Annotated in this window: 11 protein-coding genes and 1 pseudogene; 5 read left to right on the top strand and 7 right to left on the bottom strand. The window is 71.2% G+C overall.

The genetic code is table 11. The features are described 5' to 3' along the window. The first annotated feature begins 73 nt into the window (after positions 1-73). Positions 74-994 carry a peptidoglycan recognition protein gene (locus tag ACFT4A_RS40505; RefSeq protein WP_382841121.1) on the top strand — a complete coding sequence of 307 codons (921 nt, stop codon included), beginning with the start codon at positions 74-76 and terminating at the stop codon, positions 992-994. Beyond that, positions 991-1,185 carry a hypothetical protein gene (locus ACFT4A_RS40500; RefSeq protein WP_382841119.1) on the top strand — a complete coding sequence of 65 codons (195 nt, stop codon included), beginning with the start codon at positions 991-993 and terminating at the stop codon, positions 1,183-1,185. Before ACFT4A_RS40505 ends, ACFT4A_RS40500 begins: the two co-directional genes overlap by 4 nt. On the opposite strand, the gene ACFT4A_RS40495 is transcribed toward ACFT4A_RS40500, so the two are convergent. From ACFT4A_RS40495 to ACFT4A_RS40465, 7 genes are all read right to left on the bottom strand, one after another. Further along, entirely contained in the window at positions 1,175-1,696 is a 522-nt protein-coding gene (locus tag ACFT4A_RS40495; RefSeq protein WP_382841116.1) for a DUF4240 domain-containing protein, read from the bottom strand. The genes ACFT4A_RS40500 and ACFT4A_RS40495 overlap by 11 nt on opposite strands. Positions 1,697-1,749: 53 nt before the next feature. Beyond that, complete coding sequence (locus ACFT4A_RS40490; protein WP_382841113.1) at positions 1,750-2,736, bottom strand: helix-turn-helix transcriptional regulator; 987 nt, start codon at positions 2,734-2,736, stop codon at positions 1,750-1,752. Between the two features lie 59 nt (positions 2,737-2,795). Then, positions 2,796-5,498, bottom strand: a complete 2,703-nt coding sequence (gene aceE, locus ACFT4A_RS40485) for a pyruvate dehydrogenase (acetyl-transferring), homodimeric type (RefSeq protein WP_382841111.1) — start codon at positions 5,496-5,498, stop codon at positions 2,796-2,798. A gap of 293 nt (positions 5,499-5,791) precedes the next feature. Beyond that, the gene (locus ACFT4A_RS40480; RefSeq protein ID WP_382841108.1) at positions 5,792-6,415 is read right to left on the bottom strand and encodes a GntR family transcriptional regulator; all 624 of its coding nucleotides are present in this window, start codon (positions 6,413-6,415) and stop codon (positions 5,792-5,794) included. A 260-nt stretch (positions 6,416-6,675) separates the two neighbouring features. Further along, positions 6,676-8,448: a 2-oxoglutarate dehydrogenase, E2 component, dihydrolipoamide succinyltransferase gene (gene sucB, locus ACFT4A_RS40475; protein WP_382841105.1), complete on the bottom strand. Its 1,773-nt coding sequence runs from the start codon at positions 8,446-8,448 to the stop codon at positions 6,676-6,678. Positions 8,449-8,510: 62 nt separating this feature from the next. Continuing rightward, complete coding sequence (gene lpdA / locus ACFT4A_RS40470) at positions 8,511-9,899, bottom strand: dihydrolipoyl dehydrogenase (protein WP_189724626.1); 1,389 nt, start codon at positions 9,897-9,899, stop codon at positions 8,511-8,513. A gap of 274 nt (positions 9,900-10,173) precedes the next feature. Next, complete coding sequence (locus ACFT4A_RS40465) at positions 10,174-11,700, bottom strand: leucyl aminopeptidase (RefSeq protein WP_382841102.1); 1,527 nt, start codon at positions 11,698-11,700, stop codon at positions 10,174-10,176. Between the two features lie 355 nt (positions 11,701-12,055). On the opposite strand from ACFT4A_RS40465, the gene ACFT4A_RS40460 reads away from it, so the two are divergent. From ACFT4A_RS40460 to ACFT4A_RS40450, 3 genes and pseudogenes are all read left to right on the top strand, one after another. Then, entirely contained in the window at positions 12,056-14,089 is a 2,034-nt protein-coding gene (locus ACFT4A_RS40460) for a hypothetical protein (protein WP_382841099.1), read from the top strand. A gap of 138 nt (positions 14,090-14,227) precedes the next feature. After that, positions 14,228-15,751 carry a GT4 family glycosyltransferase PelF gene (pelF, locus tag ACFT4A_RS40455; protein WP_382841096.1) on the top strand — a complete coding sequence of 508 codons (1,524 nt, stop codon included), beginning with the start codon at positions 14,228-14,230 and terminating at the stop codon, positions 15,749-15,751. Next, positions 15,748-16,338: pseudogene (locus tag ACFT4A_RS40450) on the top strand (hypothetical protein); the annotation flags it as partial. The gene pelF and the pseudogene ACFT4A_RS40450, both read left to right, overlap by 4 nt.

The following is a 16,338-nucleotide window of genomic DNA, read 5'->3' as shown; positions in this document are numbered from 1 at the left end:
GACCGTGACGATGGTTCCACCGGGTGGCACATCACACATCGCGGACGGACCGGATCGGGTCGACAGTGAGCACATGCGTGTCTTCCGAAGACGGCAGGGTGCGCGCAGGCACCGCGCCGCCAGGACACCCGGCATAGCCGGCCTGCCGCGGGCCGCCCGGGTGGGCCTCGGCTGCCTGCCGGGCCTCTCCGCCGCCGTGGCACTGGTGCTGTGCGCCTACGGCGTCGAGAACGCCGCCGACAGGGCCCCCGAGCCGGCCGCGGCCCGCCCCACCGCCAAGCCCCACACCGCCCCCCGGCCGGACATCGTGCCCCGGGCGCACTGGCTGGGCGACGCCGCCCGCAAGCAGCCGCGCCCCCGCTACGACGACCGGGTCGGCGCCGTGTTCGTCCACCACACCGACACGCCCAACGGCTACGACTGCGCCGACGCGCCCCGCATCATCCGGGACGTGTACACCGGCCAGACCGGCACCCGCGACTGGGACGACATCGGCTACAACTTCGTCGTCGACCGCTGCGGCACCATCTACGAGGGCCGCGCCGGCGGCGTCGAGCGGGCCGTCACCGGCGCCCACACCCAGGGCTTCAACCACGGCACCACGGGCATCGCCGCCCTCGGCACCTTCACCGAGGGCATGCCCGTGCCGCAGGCCATGATCCACTCCATCGCCGCGCTGTCCGCCTGGAAACTGGGCCTGTCCGGCACCGACCCGCGGGCGAGCGTCCGCCTGGTCTCCAGCAACGGCCTGAGCCGCTACGCGGCCGGCACCACCGCGAAACTGCCCGCCCTCGCGGGCCACAACGACGGCTACATGACCAGCTGCCCCGGCGCCGCCCTGCACGCCCGCCTGCCGGAGATCAGAGAGCTGGCGGCCCGACTGCAGCACCGGCCCGAGGACCCACAGCAAGGCCACAGCCGGCGCGCAGTGTCCTCAGATCCCGGCCCCCTACGGTCGCCCACACAGGCAGCCGACCGGAGGTGGGGACCATGAACGACGGGCATACGAAGAACCCGCACACCTGGATCACGGCCACGCGCGGCCCCTGGGCGGTGCTCTGCGCGGTCGCGACCGTCGTCCTGGGCCCGGCGGCGGCCACCGCGTCCGCCCTCGACCAGGCCAACGCGGCCCCGCTGTACCACGCGGTGAAGAGCGACACCCGGACCCTGGCGGTCAGCCCCTGAAGCGCTCCCACAGCCGGGGATAGCGCTCGGCGAGGAGCCGCTCGTTCTCGAAGTCGAGCGACGTGCCCTCCGGCTCCGGGGGCGCCGGCGGGATCTCCAGATCCGGGGCGACCACGCCGGTGAGCTGCTCGTAGGCCTCGTCCGCCGCGTAGCCGAGTTCCTCGCCGTCGCCGTCGATCTCCTCGTCGAACTCGCCCAGCAGCTCGGCGAGCGAGTCCGGCTCGTGCACGGCGCCCTCGAAGACATGGCGGCCCTGGCCGATCAGCCAGCACCGGAAGAAGTCGAACGCGTCGTCGCTCGCCCCGTCCAGCAGCACCCAGGCGGCGCCCCACAGGTCCCACCGGTAGGCGCGGTTGTAGCGCGACTCGAAGTGACGGGCGAAGTCCAGGACCGAGTCCGGGTCCAGCTGCGAGAGCCGCTCCACGAGCAGGTCGGCCTGTTCCTCCGGGTCGCCTTCGGCGGCCTCGCGAGAGTCGTCCACCAGCTCCCAGAACTCCGTCTCGTCCATCACGGGTCAAGCATCGGCCCTGGGGCACACGGGCGCACCCGGAGTGCGCGGGATCGTTATGCGCCGTCCGCGCGGTGGTACAGCCCGGCCAGCCTCAGCGCGTCCCCCGCGAACCGCTCGCGCAGGCCCTCCGGCGCCAGCACCTCCACCTCCGCGCCGAGCGCCGTCAGCTGGGTGTGGGCGACCTCCTCGGACTCCACCGGCAGAGCCACCGTCACCCATCCGTCGGCGTCCGGCTCGTCCGCGTCCGCCAGGGCCTCCCTCGCGGACAGCGAGTCGAGGGCGTACGGCAGCGCGCGCACACCGGCGGGGGACAGCCGCACCACCACCCGCGCCCGCAGGATGGACCGGGCGAACTGCTCCGCCCGCTCCTCCCAGAAGGCGGGCAGCTCGAACTCGGGCTCCCGTTCGAAGCGCTCCTCGCCCGGGTCCACCGCCGTGAACCGGTCGATCCGGTACACCCGGAAGGACCCGCCCCCGGCCACCCGCGCGCACAGGTACCAGACGCCCGCCTTCAGCACGAGCCCGTACGGCTCCAGCTCCCGGACGACCTCGTCCTCCCCGCGCCGGTAGCGGGCGACGACCCGTCGGTCGTCCCACACGGCGTCGGCGACGGCCGGCAGCAGCGCCGGAGTCCTCGGCTCCTTGAACCAGTTCGGCGCGTCCAGATGGAAGCGCTGCGCCGCCGTCTTCGAGGCGTCCCGCAGGGACGGCAGCAGTGCCGCCGACACCTTCAGCTGCGCGGCCGAGGCGGCGTCCTCCAGGCCCATCTCGCGCAGCGCCCCCGGCACCCCGGACAGGAACAGTGCCTCCGCCTCACCGCGGTGCAGTCCGGTCAGCCGCGTCCGGTACCCGCCGACCAGCCGGTACCCGCCGGCCCGGCCCCGGTCCGCGTACACCGGAACGCCCGCCTCCGACAGCGCCTGGGCGTCCCGGGTCACCGTCCGCTCCGACACCTCCAGCTCACGGGCGAGCTCGGCGGCCGTCATGGCGGGCCGGGACTGGAGCAGCAGCACCATCTTGATGAGCCGGGCAGCACGCATGGGCACATCATGCAGCAGGCCCCCGCCGAAGCGAGGGCCTGCCGATCACCGGTCCGTGCTCACAGACCGTACTTCTCGCGCGCTTCCTTCACGGCCGTCGCCTTGACCTCGCCGCGCTTGGCGAGCTGGGCCAGGGCCGCGACGACGATGGACTCGGCGTCCACGCCGAAGTGGCGGCGGGCCGCCTCACGGGTGTCCGAGAGGCCGAAGCCGTCGGCGCCCAGCGAGGACCAGTCCTGCTCGACCCACTGCGCGATCTGGTCCGGGACCTGGCGCATGTAGTCGGAGACCGCCAGCACCGGGCCCTCGGCGCCCTGGAGCGCCTGCCGGACGAACGGCACCCGCTCCTCGCCGCGCAGCAGCGCCTCGTCCGCCTCCAGCGCGTCCCGGCGCAGCTCGCCCCAGGACGTCGCCGACCACACGTCGGCCGCCACGCCCCACTCCTCGGCGAGCAGCTGCTGCGCCTTGAGCGCCCAGTGGATCGCCGTACCGGAGCCGAGCAGCTGGATCCGCGGGGCGTTGGCCGGAGGCGTGATGCCCGCCGACTCCGCCGTGTTGAAGCGGTACAGGCCCTTGACGATGCCCTCGTCGACCCCGTCCACGGACGGCTTCGCCGGCTGCGGCATCGGCTCGTTGTAGACCGTCAGGTAGTAGAAGACGTTCTGGTCCTCGCCCGGGGCCGCCTCGCCGTACATCCGGCGCAGACCGTCCTTGACGATGGCCGCGACCTCGTAGGCGAACGCCGGGTCGTACGACAGGGCCGCCGGGTTGGTCGCCGCGATGACGGGGGAGTGGCCGTCGGCGTGCTGGAGGCCCTCACCGGTCAGGGTGGTGCGGCCGGCCGTGGCACCGACGAGGAAGCCGCGGCCGAGCTGGTCGCCGAGCTGCCACATCTGGTCGGCCGTGCGCTGCCAGCCGAACATCGAGTAGAAGATGTAGAACGGGATCATCGCCTCGCCGTGCGTCGCGTACGACGTCGAAGCGGCGATGAAGTCGGCCATCGAACCGGCCTCGGTGATCCCCTCGTTGAGGATCTGGCCGTTCTTGGCCTCCTTGTAGTACATCAGCTGGTCACGGTCGACCGGCTCGTACGTCTGGCCCTTGGGCGAGTAGATGCCGAGCGACGGGAACAGCGACTCCATGCCGAAGGTGCGCGCCTCGTCCGGGACGATCGGCACCCAGCGCTTGCCCGACTCCTTGTCGCGGACCAGGTCCTTGACCAGGCGGACGAACGCCATCGTCGTCGCCACGTTCTGCGAGCCGGAGCCCTTGTCGAAGGACGCGAACGCCTTCTCCGCCGGGGCGGGCAGCGGGGCGACCGGGTGCACACGACGGGCCGGGGCCGGACCGCCGAGAGCGGCACGGCGCTCCTGGAGGTAGCGGACCTCGGGGGAGTCGGCGCCCGGGTGGCCGTAGGGCACCACACCGTCCACGAAGTCGCCGTCCTTGATCGGCAGCTCCAGCAGATCGCGCATGTTCTTGAACTCGTCCACCGTCAGCTTCTTCATCTGGTGGTTGGCGTTCTTCGACGCGAAGCCCTCGCCGAGGGTGTGGCCCTTGACCGTCTGGGCCAGGATCACGGTCGGCGCGCCCTTGTGCTCGACGGCCGCACGGTAGGCGGCGTACACCTTGCGCGCCTCGTGACCACCGCGGGAGAGGTGGAAACACTCGAGGATCTTGTCGTCGCTCAGCAGCTTCGCCAGCTCCACGAGCGCCGGGTCCCCGCCGAAGAAGTCCTGGCGGATGTAGGCGGCGTCGCGCGTCTGGTACGTCTGGATCTGCGCGTCCGGTACCTGACGCAGGCGGCGTACGAGCGCGCCCGTGGTGTCGAGCTGGAACAGCTCGTCCCAGGCCGTGCCCCACAGCGTCTTGATCACGTTCCAGCCGGCGCCGCGGAACTGGGCCTCCAGCTCCTGCACGATCTTGAAGTTGGCGCGGACCGGGCCGTCGAGGCGCTGCAGGTTGCAGTTGATGACGAACGTGAGGTTGTCCAGCTCCTCACGGGCGGCGAGCGCGAGGGCCGCCGTCGACTCGGGCTCGTCCATCTCGCCGTCGCCGAGGAACGCCCACACGTGCGAACCGGCGGTGTCCTTGATGCCGCGGTTGGCGAGGTAGCGGTTGAAGCGCGCCTGGTAGATGGCCGACAGCGGGCCGAGGCCCATGGAGACCGTCGGGAACTCCCACAGCCAGGGCAGCCGGCGCGGGTGCGGGTAGGACGGCAGGCCGTCGCCGCCCGCCTCGCGGCGGAAGTTGTCGAGCTGGCTCTCGTTCAGCCGGCCGTCGAGGAAGGCACGGGCGTAGATGCCGGGGGAGGCGTGGCCCTGGATGTAGAGCTGGTCGCCGGAGCCGTCGGCCTCTTTGCCCTTGAAGAAGTGGTTGAAGCCGGTCTCGTAGAGCCAGGCGGCCGAGGCGAAGGTGGCGATGTGGCCGCCGACGCCGTACTTGCTGCCCCGGGTCACCATCGCGGCCGCGTTCCAGCGGTTCCACGCGGTGATCCGCTGCTCCATCGCCTCGTCACCGGGCACGCCGGGCTCGGCGGCGGTGGGGATGGAGTTGACGTAGTCGGTCTCGAGGAGCTTCGGCAGCGCCAGGCCGGCGCCCTCGGCGCGCTCCAGCGTGCGCCGCATGAGGTATGCGGCACGATGCGGTCCGGCCGCCTCGGTCACCGCGTCCAGGGAGGCCTGCCATTCGGCGGTCTCCTCCGGGTCCCGGTCCGGGAGCTGGTCGAGCTCGCTCGGCTGGATGGCTTTGGGGTCGGTCATGTCGCCGCCTTCCTCAGTCGAAGGGGGTTCCCTCATCGGTAAGGGTTCGGGGGTGCCCTTTGTCTTTGGCAGGACAGGGCTGGGGCTTGGGTGCTGTAACACCGTGCGGCTCCGCCGCGTGAGCCCGTCGGTGACTGTAACCCTCTGATCGATGATCGATCAAAGGGTTGAGGCGTAAAACCTCTTGATCACGAGAAAGTAGGCACGCGGTGCCTCCGACGGTGGCACGCGGTGACGGGATTTATGGGGGTTTTCGCAGGTGAGAGGCGTATGAGCGGAGATGTGCTCGAGTGTCACGCCCTGGGCGCGCAGCCCAGGACGTGGGCCTTCACCAGTTCGGCGATCCGGGGGTCGCGGCGCTTGAAGGCGGCGACCAGCTCCTCGTGCTCCTCCGCGTACGACTGCTGCTGGGTGCCCAGCCAGCGGATCGACAGGGCCGTGAACACCTCGATGCCGAGGCCTTCCCAGGTGTGCAGCAGGACGGAGTTGCCCGCCGCGCGGACCAGTTCGCGGTGGAAGCCGACGGTGTGGCGGACCTGGGCCGTGCCGTCCGACCTGCGGTCGGCCTCGTACAGGGCGCTGACGTGCGGTTCCAGCGCCGAGCAGTTCTCCGCGAGGCCCTGGGCGGCCAGCTCCGCCGCGATGGCCTCCAGACCGGCCCGGACCGGGTAGCTCTCCTCCAGGTCGGCGGCGGTCAGGTTCCGTACGCGGACGCCCTTGTTCGGAGCGGACTCGATCAGGCGCAGGGACTCCAACTCGCGCAGGGCCTCGCGGACCGGGGTCTGGCTGACCTCCAGCTCCGTGGCGATCCGGCGCTCGACGATCCGCTCGCCCGGCTGCCAGCGTCCGCTGATGATCCCCTCCAGGATGTGCTCGCGGATCTGCTCGCGCAGCGAGTGGATGACGGGCGCGGTCATGTGAGCTCCTTAACGGGGTTTGACGTTTAGACAATAAGGCCGGGTCGCTCCGTGGGTGGGATGGGTGGGGGTGTCTTGGTGCAGGTGAGACGAGACTTACATGGGGGGTGTGAGCTGTCGTTCGGCTGCGGCGCCGTCGTGGCTGGTCGCGCCCACGCGGCGGAGCCGCACATCGATACAGCCCCGCGCCCCTGAAAGACAAAGCCGATGCCCCCGCCCGGAGTTGTCCGGACGGGGGCACCGTGGTGCTGCGACAGGCGTCAGAGGCCGAGCTCGACCTCGAACTCGCCCGCCTCCAGGATGGCCTTGACCGCCGTCAGGTAGCGGGCCGCGTCGGCGCCGTCCACCAGGCGGTGGTCGTAGGACAGGGTCAGGTACGTCATGTCGCGGACGCCGATGACCGTGCCCTCCTCCGTCTCGATGACGGCGGGGCGCTTGACCGTGGCGCCGATGCCGAGGATCGCGACCTGGCCGGGCGGCACGATGATCGTGTCGAAGAGCGCGCCGCGCGAACCGGTGTTGCTGATGGTGAAGGTCGCGCCGGACAGCTCGTCCGGGGTGATCTTGTTGGCGCGGACCTTGCCCGCCAGCTCCGCCGTGGCCTTGGCGATACCGGCGAGGTTGAGGTCACCGGCGTTCTTGATGACCGGGGTCATCAGGCCCTTCTCGGAGTCCACCGCGATACCGACGTTCTCGGTGTCGAAGTAGGTGATGGTCCCCTCGGCCTCGTTGATCTTGGCGTTGATCGGCGCGTGCGCCTTCAGCGCCTGGGCCGCGGCCTTGACGAAGAACGGCATCGGAGACAGCTTCACGCCCTCACGGGCCGCGAAGGAGTCCTTGGCCCGGGCGCGCAGCTTCATCAGACGCGTGACGTCGACCTCGACGACCGAGGACAGCTGGGCCTGCTCCTGCAGGGCCTTGACCATGTTGTCGCCGATGACCTTGCGGATCCGCGGCATCTTGATGGTCTGGCCGCGCAGCGGCGAGGTCTCCAGGACCGGGGCCTTCTTGGCAGCCGGAGCGGCGGCCGCGGCCGGAGCCGGGGCAGCGGCGGCGGCCTTCGCGGCCTCGGCGGCGGCGATGACGTCCTGCTTGCGGATACGGCCGCCGACCCCGGTGCCCTTGACGGTGGAGAGGTCGACGCCGTTCTCGGCGGCGAGCTTGCGCACCAGCGGGGTGACGTAGGCGCCGTCGTCGGCCGGCTGGGCTGCGGCCGGAGCGGCCGGGGCCTGGGCCGGAGCTGGGGCGGGCGCCGGAGCGGCCGGAGCCGGCTCGGGAGCCGGGGTCTCCTGCTGCTGCGGGGCCGGGGCCGACGGAGCCTGCGGGGCCGGGGCGGCCGGCTGGGGCGCCGGGGCGGGCTCGGCCGGGGCGGCCGGGGCCTCCTGCGCCGGAGCGGCGGCCGGAGCCGCACCCGCGACGCCGATGACGGCGAGCTTGGCGCCGACCTCGGCGGTCTCGTCCTCGCCGACCACGATCTCCAGCAGCGTGCCCGCGGTGGGCGCCGGGATCTCGGTGTCGACCTTGTCGGTGGAGACCTCGAGCAGCGGCTCGTCGGCCTCGACGCTGTCACCGACCGACTTCAGCCAGCGGGTGACGGTGCCCTCGGTGACGGACTCGCCGAGCGCGGGCAGGACGACGTCCGTGCCCTCGGCGGAGCCGCCGCCGGCGGCGGCGTCGGTGGTGGGAGCGGGCGCCGGGGCGGCCTGCTCGGTGGACGGGGCGGCCGCGGCAGGCTCCGGAGCGGGCTCGGGAGCCTGCTCGGCGGCCGGGGCCGGGGCGGCGGCGGGGGCACCGCTGCCGTCGTCGATGAGGGCCAGCTCGGCGCCGACCTCGACCGTCTCGTCCTCGGCGACCTTGATGGAGGCCAGGACGCCGGCTGCGGGGGAGGGGATCTCGGTGTCGACCTTGTCGGTCGAGACCTCGAGCAGCGGCTCGTCGGCCTCGACGCGCTCACCCTCGGCCTTCAGCCAGCGGGTGACAGTGCCCTCGGTGACGCTCTCGCCGAGCGCCGGAAGGGTTACGGAAACCGCCATGGTTTCGGTTGCTCCTTACGGAAAGTGCGGAAGTCTGTGTCGTCGCTTCTCGACCGAGGGGGTCAGTCGTGCGAGTGGAGGGGCTTGCCGGCCAGGGCCAGGTGGGCCTCGCCGAGCGCCTCGTTCTGCGTCGGGTGGGCGTGGACGAGCTGCGCGACCTCGGCGGGCAGCGCCTCCCAGTTGTAGATCAGCTGGGCTTCGCCGACCTGCTCGCCCATGCGGTCGCCGACCATGTGGACGCCGACCACGGCACCGTCCTTGACCTGGACGAGCTTGATCTCGCCCGTGGTGTTCAGGATCTTGCTCTTGCCGTTGCCCGCGAGGTTGTACTTCAGAGCGACGACCTTGTCCGCGCCGTAGATCTCCTTGGCCTTGGCCTCGGTGATACCGACGGAGGCGACCTCCGGGTGGCAGTACGTCACCCGCGGGACACCGTCGTAGTCGATCGGAACGGTCTTCAGACCGGCCAGACGCTCCGCCACCAGGATGCCCTCGGCGAAGCCGACGTGCGCGAGCTGGAGAGTCGGGACCAGGTCACCGACGGCGGAGATGGTCGGGACGTTGGTGCGCATGTACTCGTCGACCAGCACGTAGCCGCGGTCCATGGCGACGCCCTGCTCCTCGTAGCCGAGGCCGGCGGAGACCGGGCCGCGGCCGACGGCGACCAGCAGGACCTCGGCCTCGAACTCCTTGCCGTCGGCGAGGGTGACCTTGACACCGTCCTGGGTGTACTCGGTCTTCTCGAAGAACGTGCCCAGGTTGAACTTGATGCCGCGCTTGCGGAAGGCGCGCTCCAGCAGCTTGGAGGAGTTCTCGTCCTCGACCGGGACGAGGTGCTTCAGGCCCTCGATCACGGTGACGTCCGTACCGAAGGACTTCCAGGCGGAGGCGAACTCGACGCCGATGACACCGCCGCCGAGGACGATGGCCGACTTCGGCACACGGTCCAGGACGAGGGCGTGGTCGGAGGAGATGATCCGGTTGCCGTCGATCTCCAGGCCGGGCAGCGACTTCGGCACGGAGCCGGTCGCGAGGAGGATGTGGCGGCCCTGGACGCGCTGGCCGTTCACATCGACGGAGGTGGGGGAGGAGAGCTTGCCCTCGCCCTCGATGTACGTCACCTTGCGGGAGGCGACGAGGCCCTGCAGACCCTTGTACAGGCCGGAGATCACGCCGTCCTTGTACTTGTGGACGCCGGCGATGTCGATGCCCTCGAAGCTGGCCTTCACACCGAACTGCTCGCTCTCGCGGGCCTGGTCGGCGATCTCGCCCGCGTGCAGCAGGGCTTTGGTGGGGATGCATCCCCGGTGCAGGCAGGTGCCGCCGACCTTGTCCTTCTCGATCAGGGCGACGTCCAGGCCCAGCTGCGCTCCGCGCAGGGCCGCGGCGTAACCACCGCTGCCACCGCCGAGGATCACTAGGTCGAAAACGGTGCTGGCGTCGTTCGCCACGTCACGTCCTCCATGCATGTGCGCCGTACGCCGGTCTTCACTGACCGGCAGGCGGCTGGTGTCCGGCCGCTCGTTCTTCGGCCCTTCGGTGGGGCCCTGTCCTGCCGAGCCCCATCTTCGCACTTGTCGGCACACAAAGAGACGCCGGGCTGCTGTGTGAGACGCCCCACGTTCAGATGAGAGCGCGCCCTCAGGGGCGCGGGGAACTGCGCGAACAGCCCCCACGCCCCCGTACTCGCCTCACAACGTACGAGACCGAGCTCTCAGGCGAAGGTCAGCCCAGATCCCCGGCGGCCGTCAGCTCCGCCAGCCGCACCAGCGTCCGCACAGCCGACCCCGTGCCACCCTTCGGCGTGTACCCGAAGGGCCCGCCCTCGTTGAACGCCGGCCCCGCGATGTCGAGGTGCGCCCAGGTGATCCCCTCGCCCACGAACTCGCGCAGGAACAGACCGGCGACCAGCCCGCCGCCCATCCGCTCGCCCATGTTCGCGATGTCGGCCGTGGGGGAGTCCATCCCCTTGCGCAGGTGCTCCGGCAGCGGCATCGGCCACGCCGGCTCCCCGACCTCCTCGGCGGCCTCGTGCACCGCGGAGCGGAACGCGTCGTCGTTGCCCATGACCGCGAACGTCCGGTTGCCCAGCGCCAGCACCATCGCCCCGGTCAGCGTCGCGACGTCGACGATCGCGTCCGGCTTCTCCTGGGAGGCCGCCCAGAGGGCGTCGGCCAGCACCAGCCGGCCCTCGGCGTCGGTGTTGAGCACCTCCACCGTCTTGCCGCTGTACATCCGCAGCACGTCACCGGGACGGGTCGCGGAACCGGACGGCATGTTCTCGGCCAGGGCCAGCCAGCCCGTGACGTTGACCTCCAGGCCGAGACGCGCGGCGGCGACGACCGCGGCGAACACGGTGGCCGCGCCGCTCATGTCGCACTTCATCGTCTCGTTGTGACCGGCCGGCTTCAGCGAGATGCCGCCCGAGTCGTAGGTGATGCCCTTGCCGACGAAGGCGAGGTGCTTCTTCGCCTTCGAGGAGGTGTACGACAGCTTCACCAGGCGCGGTCCGGCCGCCGAGCCGGCCCCGACGCCGAGGATGCCGCCGTAGCCGCCCTTCTCCAGGGCCTTCACGTCGAGCACCTGCACCTTGATGCCGTGCTCCTTGGCCGCGGTCTGCGCGACGGCGGCGAACGCCTCGGGGTTCAGGTCGTTCGGCGGGGTGTTGATCAGGTCGCGGGCGCGGTTGAGCTCCTCGGACACGGCGGCGGCACGCTCGATCGCCGCCTTGTACGCCTTGTCGCGGGGCTTGCCGCCCAGCAGGGTGACCTCGGCGAGGGGAGCCTTGCCGTTCTTCGCCTTGGGGTCCTTGCCGTTCTCCTTGTAGGCGTCGAACGAGTACGCGCCGAGCAGCGCGCCCTCGCCGATCGCGCCGGCGTCGGCGGCGTCCGTCAGGGGCAGCGCGAACGCGGCCTTCTTGGTGCCGGACAGGGCGCGGGCGGCGACGCCGGCGGCCTTGCGCAGGGCCTCGGTGTCGTAGTCGGCGTCCTTCTCGGGCACCGCACCCAGGCCCACCGCCAGTACGAGCGGTGCCTTGAAGCCGGACGGCGCCGGCAGCTTCGTCATCTCGCCCTCGGCACCGGAGGCGCCGAGAGTCTCCAGGACGCCGGCGAGCTTGCCGTCGTACGCCTTGTCCACGGCCTCGGCGCCCGGTGCGACGACCGGCCCCTTGGCACCCTTGGCGACACCGATCACGATCGCGTCGGCCCGCAGACCGGGCGCCGCGGCGGTGCTGAGAGTGAGAGCAGTCACGGTGGTGAAATCTCGCTTCCGATGTGAAGTTGCGATGGTCGAACGGTGTGGGTCGACCGGGCCCGAGCCGACCCTATTCCGACTCAGGGTCTGGCGATCACGGGGCCTTCCCCGGTACGGCGAACACTCGACGACGAGACTACGCGCGTGGCCGCCTCCGCTCATTACTGCGGGTGTTCACCTGTGGGTCGCGAAGTAGCCATTTCTTGATCCCTCAAGGCGGTGAACTCGGTCACACTCGCTCGGATCCGGCAAGAGTCTTGCTCGCCGCTTTGCATGATTTTCACTGATCCTCCTCTGTTCGGCCTTTGTTCGACCGCAAGGGGATCTCTGGGATCTTCTTGGGGGAGGAACCATGGCGCAGCGTGCGCGCAGGTGGAGAAACACGGCCGCGGTGATGGCGGCGGCAGGCATGATCACGGCCGGGGCGACGGCGCCCGTGGCGGTGGCAGCGGAAGAGCCGCGCATCGATCTCAAGGTGCTGGTGGTGGACAACGGCGACAGCCCCGTCAAGGCCGTCACCGCCCAGCTCAGAAGCACGGGCGTCCCGTACACCACCGTCGACCTGAACGACTCCGGCCGCCCGAAGATCACCGAGTCGTTCCTGAGCGACACGGTCAACGGCAGGCCCCGCGCCAAGTACCAGGGCGTCGTCCTGCCGAACGAGGCCCCGTTCGGCGCGGGCTCCGCCGAGCAGACCGCCCTGGAGACGTACGAGCGGACGTACGGAATCCCGCAGGTCGACGCCTACACCTGGGCCCACCCGGGAGTCGGCCTCGACTACACCAGCGAGGGCGGCTGGGCGGGCACCCTCGACGGACGCGAGGCATCCGTCACCGCGGCCGGGAAGGCGGGCCGGTTCGGCTACCTGGAGGGCGCGTTCCGGTTCGAGGACAACGCGCCGGGCGTGCAGGAGAGTTACGGCTATGCCGCCCGGCCCCGCGCCGGCTTCACCAGCTACGTCGACATCCCCGTGCCCGGCGGCACCGGTCGCGGCAGCCTCGTCGGCGAGTACGCCCACGACGGCCGTCGCGAACTCGTCGTGACCTTCGCGTACAACGACAACCAGCAGCAGTTCCGGCTGCTGGCCCGGGGCATCGTCGAGTGGCTCACCCAGGGCGTGCACCTGGGGCAGACCCGAAACTCCTTCGCGGTGCACGTCGACGACGTGTTCGCCCCGGACAGCCGCTGGGACACCGAACGCAACTGCACCCCGGGCGACTTCGACTGCGCGGGCGGCGACGGCGAGGGCACCACGCCGATCCGTATGACCGCGGACGACGCCGCCTACGCAGCCCAGTGGCAGCGCGAGCACGGCTTCACCATGGACATGGTCTACAACGCCGGCTCCGGCGAGGAGTGGAAGACCGAACACGGCGGCACCGACGCCCTCACCGACCGGCTGCTCGCCGACAAGGCGCGGTACCGCTGGGTCAACCACACCTACACGCACCCGTTCCTGGGCTGCGTCCAGGACACCTCCAGCGTGCCGTGGAGCTGCGCGAAGAACGCGGACGGCTCGGTGAAGTACATGAGCCGTGCCGAGATCGCCGCGCAGATCCGCGACAACCACAACTGGGCCGTGAGCAAGGGCCTCCCGGTCGATCGCTCCGAACTGGTCACCGGTGAGCACTCGGGCCTGAAGACGCTGCCCCAGCAGCCCGCCGACAACCCCAACCTGTCCGGCGCCCTCGCCGACACCGGCGTCAAGTGGATCGCCTCGGACAACTCCCGCGAGCCCGAGCAGCGGGCGATCGGCAGCGCGCTGACCGTCCCGCGCCACCCGATGAACGTGTACTACAACGTGGGCACGGCGGCCGAGATGGCCGACGAGTACAACTGGATCTACACCTCGCGCGGCGACGGCGGCAGCGGCGTCTGCGAGGACAACCCCACCTCGACCTGTCTGGACGAGCCGCTCGACACCACCACCGGCTACGCCGAGCACATCGTCCCGCAGGAGGCGCGCACCGCCCTGGGCCACGCCCTCGCGGGCGACCCCAGACCGCACTACGCGCACCAGTCCAACCTGGCCGAGGACCGGCTGCTCTACCCGGTCATGGAGAAGGTGCTGGCCGATTATCGATCCCTGTTCGCCGACAGCACCCCGCTGGAGAACCCCCGGCACAGCGCCATCGGCACCGAGGTCCAGCGCCGCGCCGCCTGGCAGACCGCCCTGTCGAACGGCCGCGTGACGGCGTACCGCATCGGTACCACCGTCACCGTCACCGCCCCGTCCGGCACCCAGATCCCGGTGACCGCCCCGGAGGGCACCAAGAAACAACTCCTCCTGGGCACCACGGCCTTCGGCACCCCATACGCAGGAGCCCGCTCGACCTGGACGACCCCGGCAGCGCTCCAGTCGGCTCTCACTTTGAAGCTGCCGTAGGGCTGCGTACCTCAGGGGCGCGGGGCTGTATCTGACATGCGGCTCCGCCGCGGGGCGCGACCAGCCCGAACGAAGCCGCACTCGGCATCCGGGCAGCAGTTCCCCGCACAACATCCGCAACACAGGGGGAAACACCGCATGAGGCGAACAGGCCGCCACGTCACCATGCTCACAGAAGGCACCTACCCACACGTCCACGGCGGCGTCAGCACCTGGTGCGACCAACTCGTCAAGGGCATGCCGGAGGTCGACTTCCACATCGTCTCCCTCACCGGCAACGGCCGCGAACCCGTCACCTGGGACCTCCCGCCCAACGTCTACGCCCACACCTCGGTCCCCACCTGGGGCCCCCGCCCCGGCCGCGCGAGGCCCCTCTACGGCAAGGCCCGCCGCCGCTTCACCGACACCTACGAGCGTTTCCTGCTCTCCTTCCTCGACCCCGGCTCGCCCACCGACTTCGGCACGTCCCTGAACGAGCTGGCCGAACTCGCCCGGGACGGCCGCCTGTCGGCGGCCCTGCGCACCGAGTCCGCGCTGAAGTCCCTGATGTGGATCTGGACCATGCCGCATCTGCCGACCGCCGCCGCACGCCCCACGGTCCATGACGCCCTCACCGCGACCGACCTCCTGGAACACGCCCTCAGGCCCCTGGGCGTCCGCATCCCCGAGGACTCCGTCGCCCACGCCGTCAGCAGCGGCCTCGCGACCCTGCCCGCGCTCGCCGCCCGCCACCTGGACGGCGTACCGTTTCTGCTCACCGAGCACGGCATCTACCTGCGCGAGCGCTACCTCGGCTACCGCAACGACGCCCAGCGCTGGCCCGTGAAGGCCTTCATGCTCGGCTTCTACCGCGAGCTGAACTCCTACGGCTACCGCGCCGCCGATCTGATCACGCCGTGCAACCAGTACAACCGCCGCTGGGAGGAGCGCGGCGGCGCCGACGCCGGCAAGATCCGCACGGTCTACAACGGCGTCGACCCGGCCGCGTTCCCGCACGCAGGCCCCGAGCCCGAGGTCCCCACCCTCTCCTGGTGCGGCCGGATCGACCCCATCAAGGACCTGGAGACCCTGATCCGCGCCTACGCGATGGTGCGCGCCGAGATGCCCGCGACCCGGCTCAGGCTCTTCGGCCCGGTCCCGCCCGGCGGCGAGGCGTATCAGACCCGGCTGGAGAAGCTCGCCGCCGAACTGGGCGTCACCGACGGCCTGAGCTTCGAGGGCCGGATCACCGAGGTGTGGCGGGCCTACGCGGCCGGGCACGTCGTCATGCTGTCGTCGATCTCCGAGGGCTTCCCGTTCTCCATCATCGAGGCCATGTCCTGCGGCCGTACGACGGTGTCGACGGACGTCGGCGGGGTGTGCGAGGCCGTCGGCGACACGGGCCTGGTCGTGCCGCCGCGCGAGCCCGAGAAGATGGCCGCCGCCGCGCTGACCCTGCTCAAGGACGACGAACGGCGCCTCGAACTGGGCGCGTTGTCGCGCCAGCGCGTCATCGACCGGTTCACGCTGCGCCGCTCGGTGGACGCCTTCCGCACCGTCTACAAGGAACTCGCGGGCGAGGACGAGGTGTACGAGCCCACGCTGGAGATGGTCGCCGACTGGACCCTGGAACTGCGCGACCCCTGGTACGCGGCCGTGGCGACGAACGGGACGGGCTGGTGAGCGGAAGCGTCTGGCTCCCGCCGGGCTCCCGCCCGGACGCCCTGCCCTACATCCCCCGGCAGCGCGCCACCCCCAGCTGGGCCCTGCCCGACCCGGTCGACGAACTCGCCGCCCGCCTCCAGGACTTCATCGCAGCGGCCGTCCACCCGGACGAGATCGCCGCCCTGCTGGAGTCCGACGGCCTCTCCGACGACCAGATACGCGAGCGGTACGGCGTCAAGAACTCCTTCGCGCTCGCCGAGACCCTCTACGAACGCGTCGAACGCCGCTACCCCGAGCCCGACGGCCCCGCTCCCGACCCCTGGCAGACCGGCCTGCTCGGCTGTCTGCTGCGCGGCGTCGTCTTCGCCCTGCCCGGCCTCGCCTACGTCCTGGGCGCACCCCTGTTCGCCGGCGACGCCGACTTCGGCCTCCCGCCGGGCACGGTCCCGCTGCTCGCCGGCGCCCTGTGCGGCTGGACGTGGAACCAGGGCCTCGCCCACCGGGCCTACGCATGGCTGGGGCTGGGCGACCGTACGGCCGCCCGGCGCGCCCTGCTGCTCGGCGCCCCGGCCGGTGCCCTGCTCGGCTCGGTGGTCGCCCTGGCC

It is taken from the genome of Streptomyces sp. NPDC057099 (assembly GCF_042671245.1).
GTDB classification, from domain to species: Bacteria; Actinomycetota; Actinomycetes; order Streptomycetales; family Streptomycetaceae; genus Streptomyces; species Streptomyces purpurascens.
This window is presented reverse-complemented; position numbering and strand designations above follow the sequence as displayed.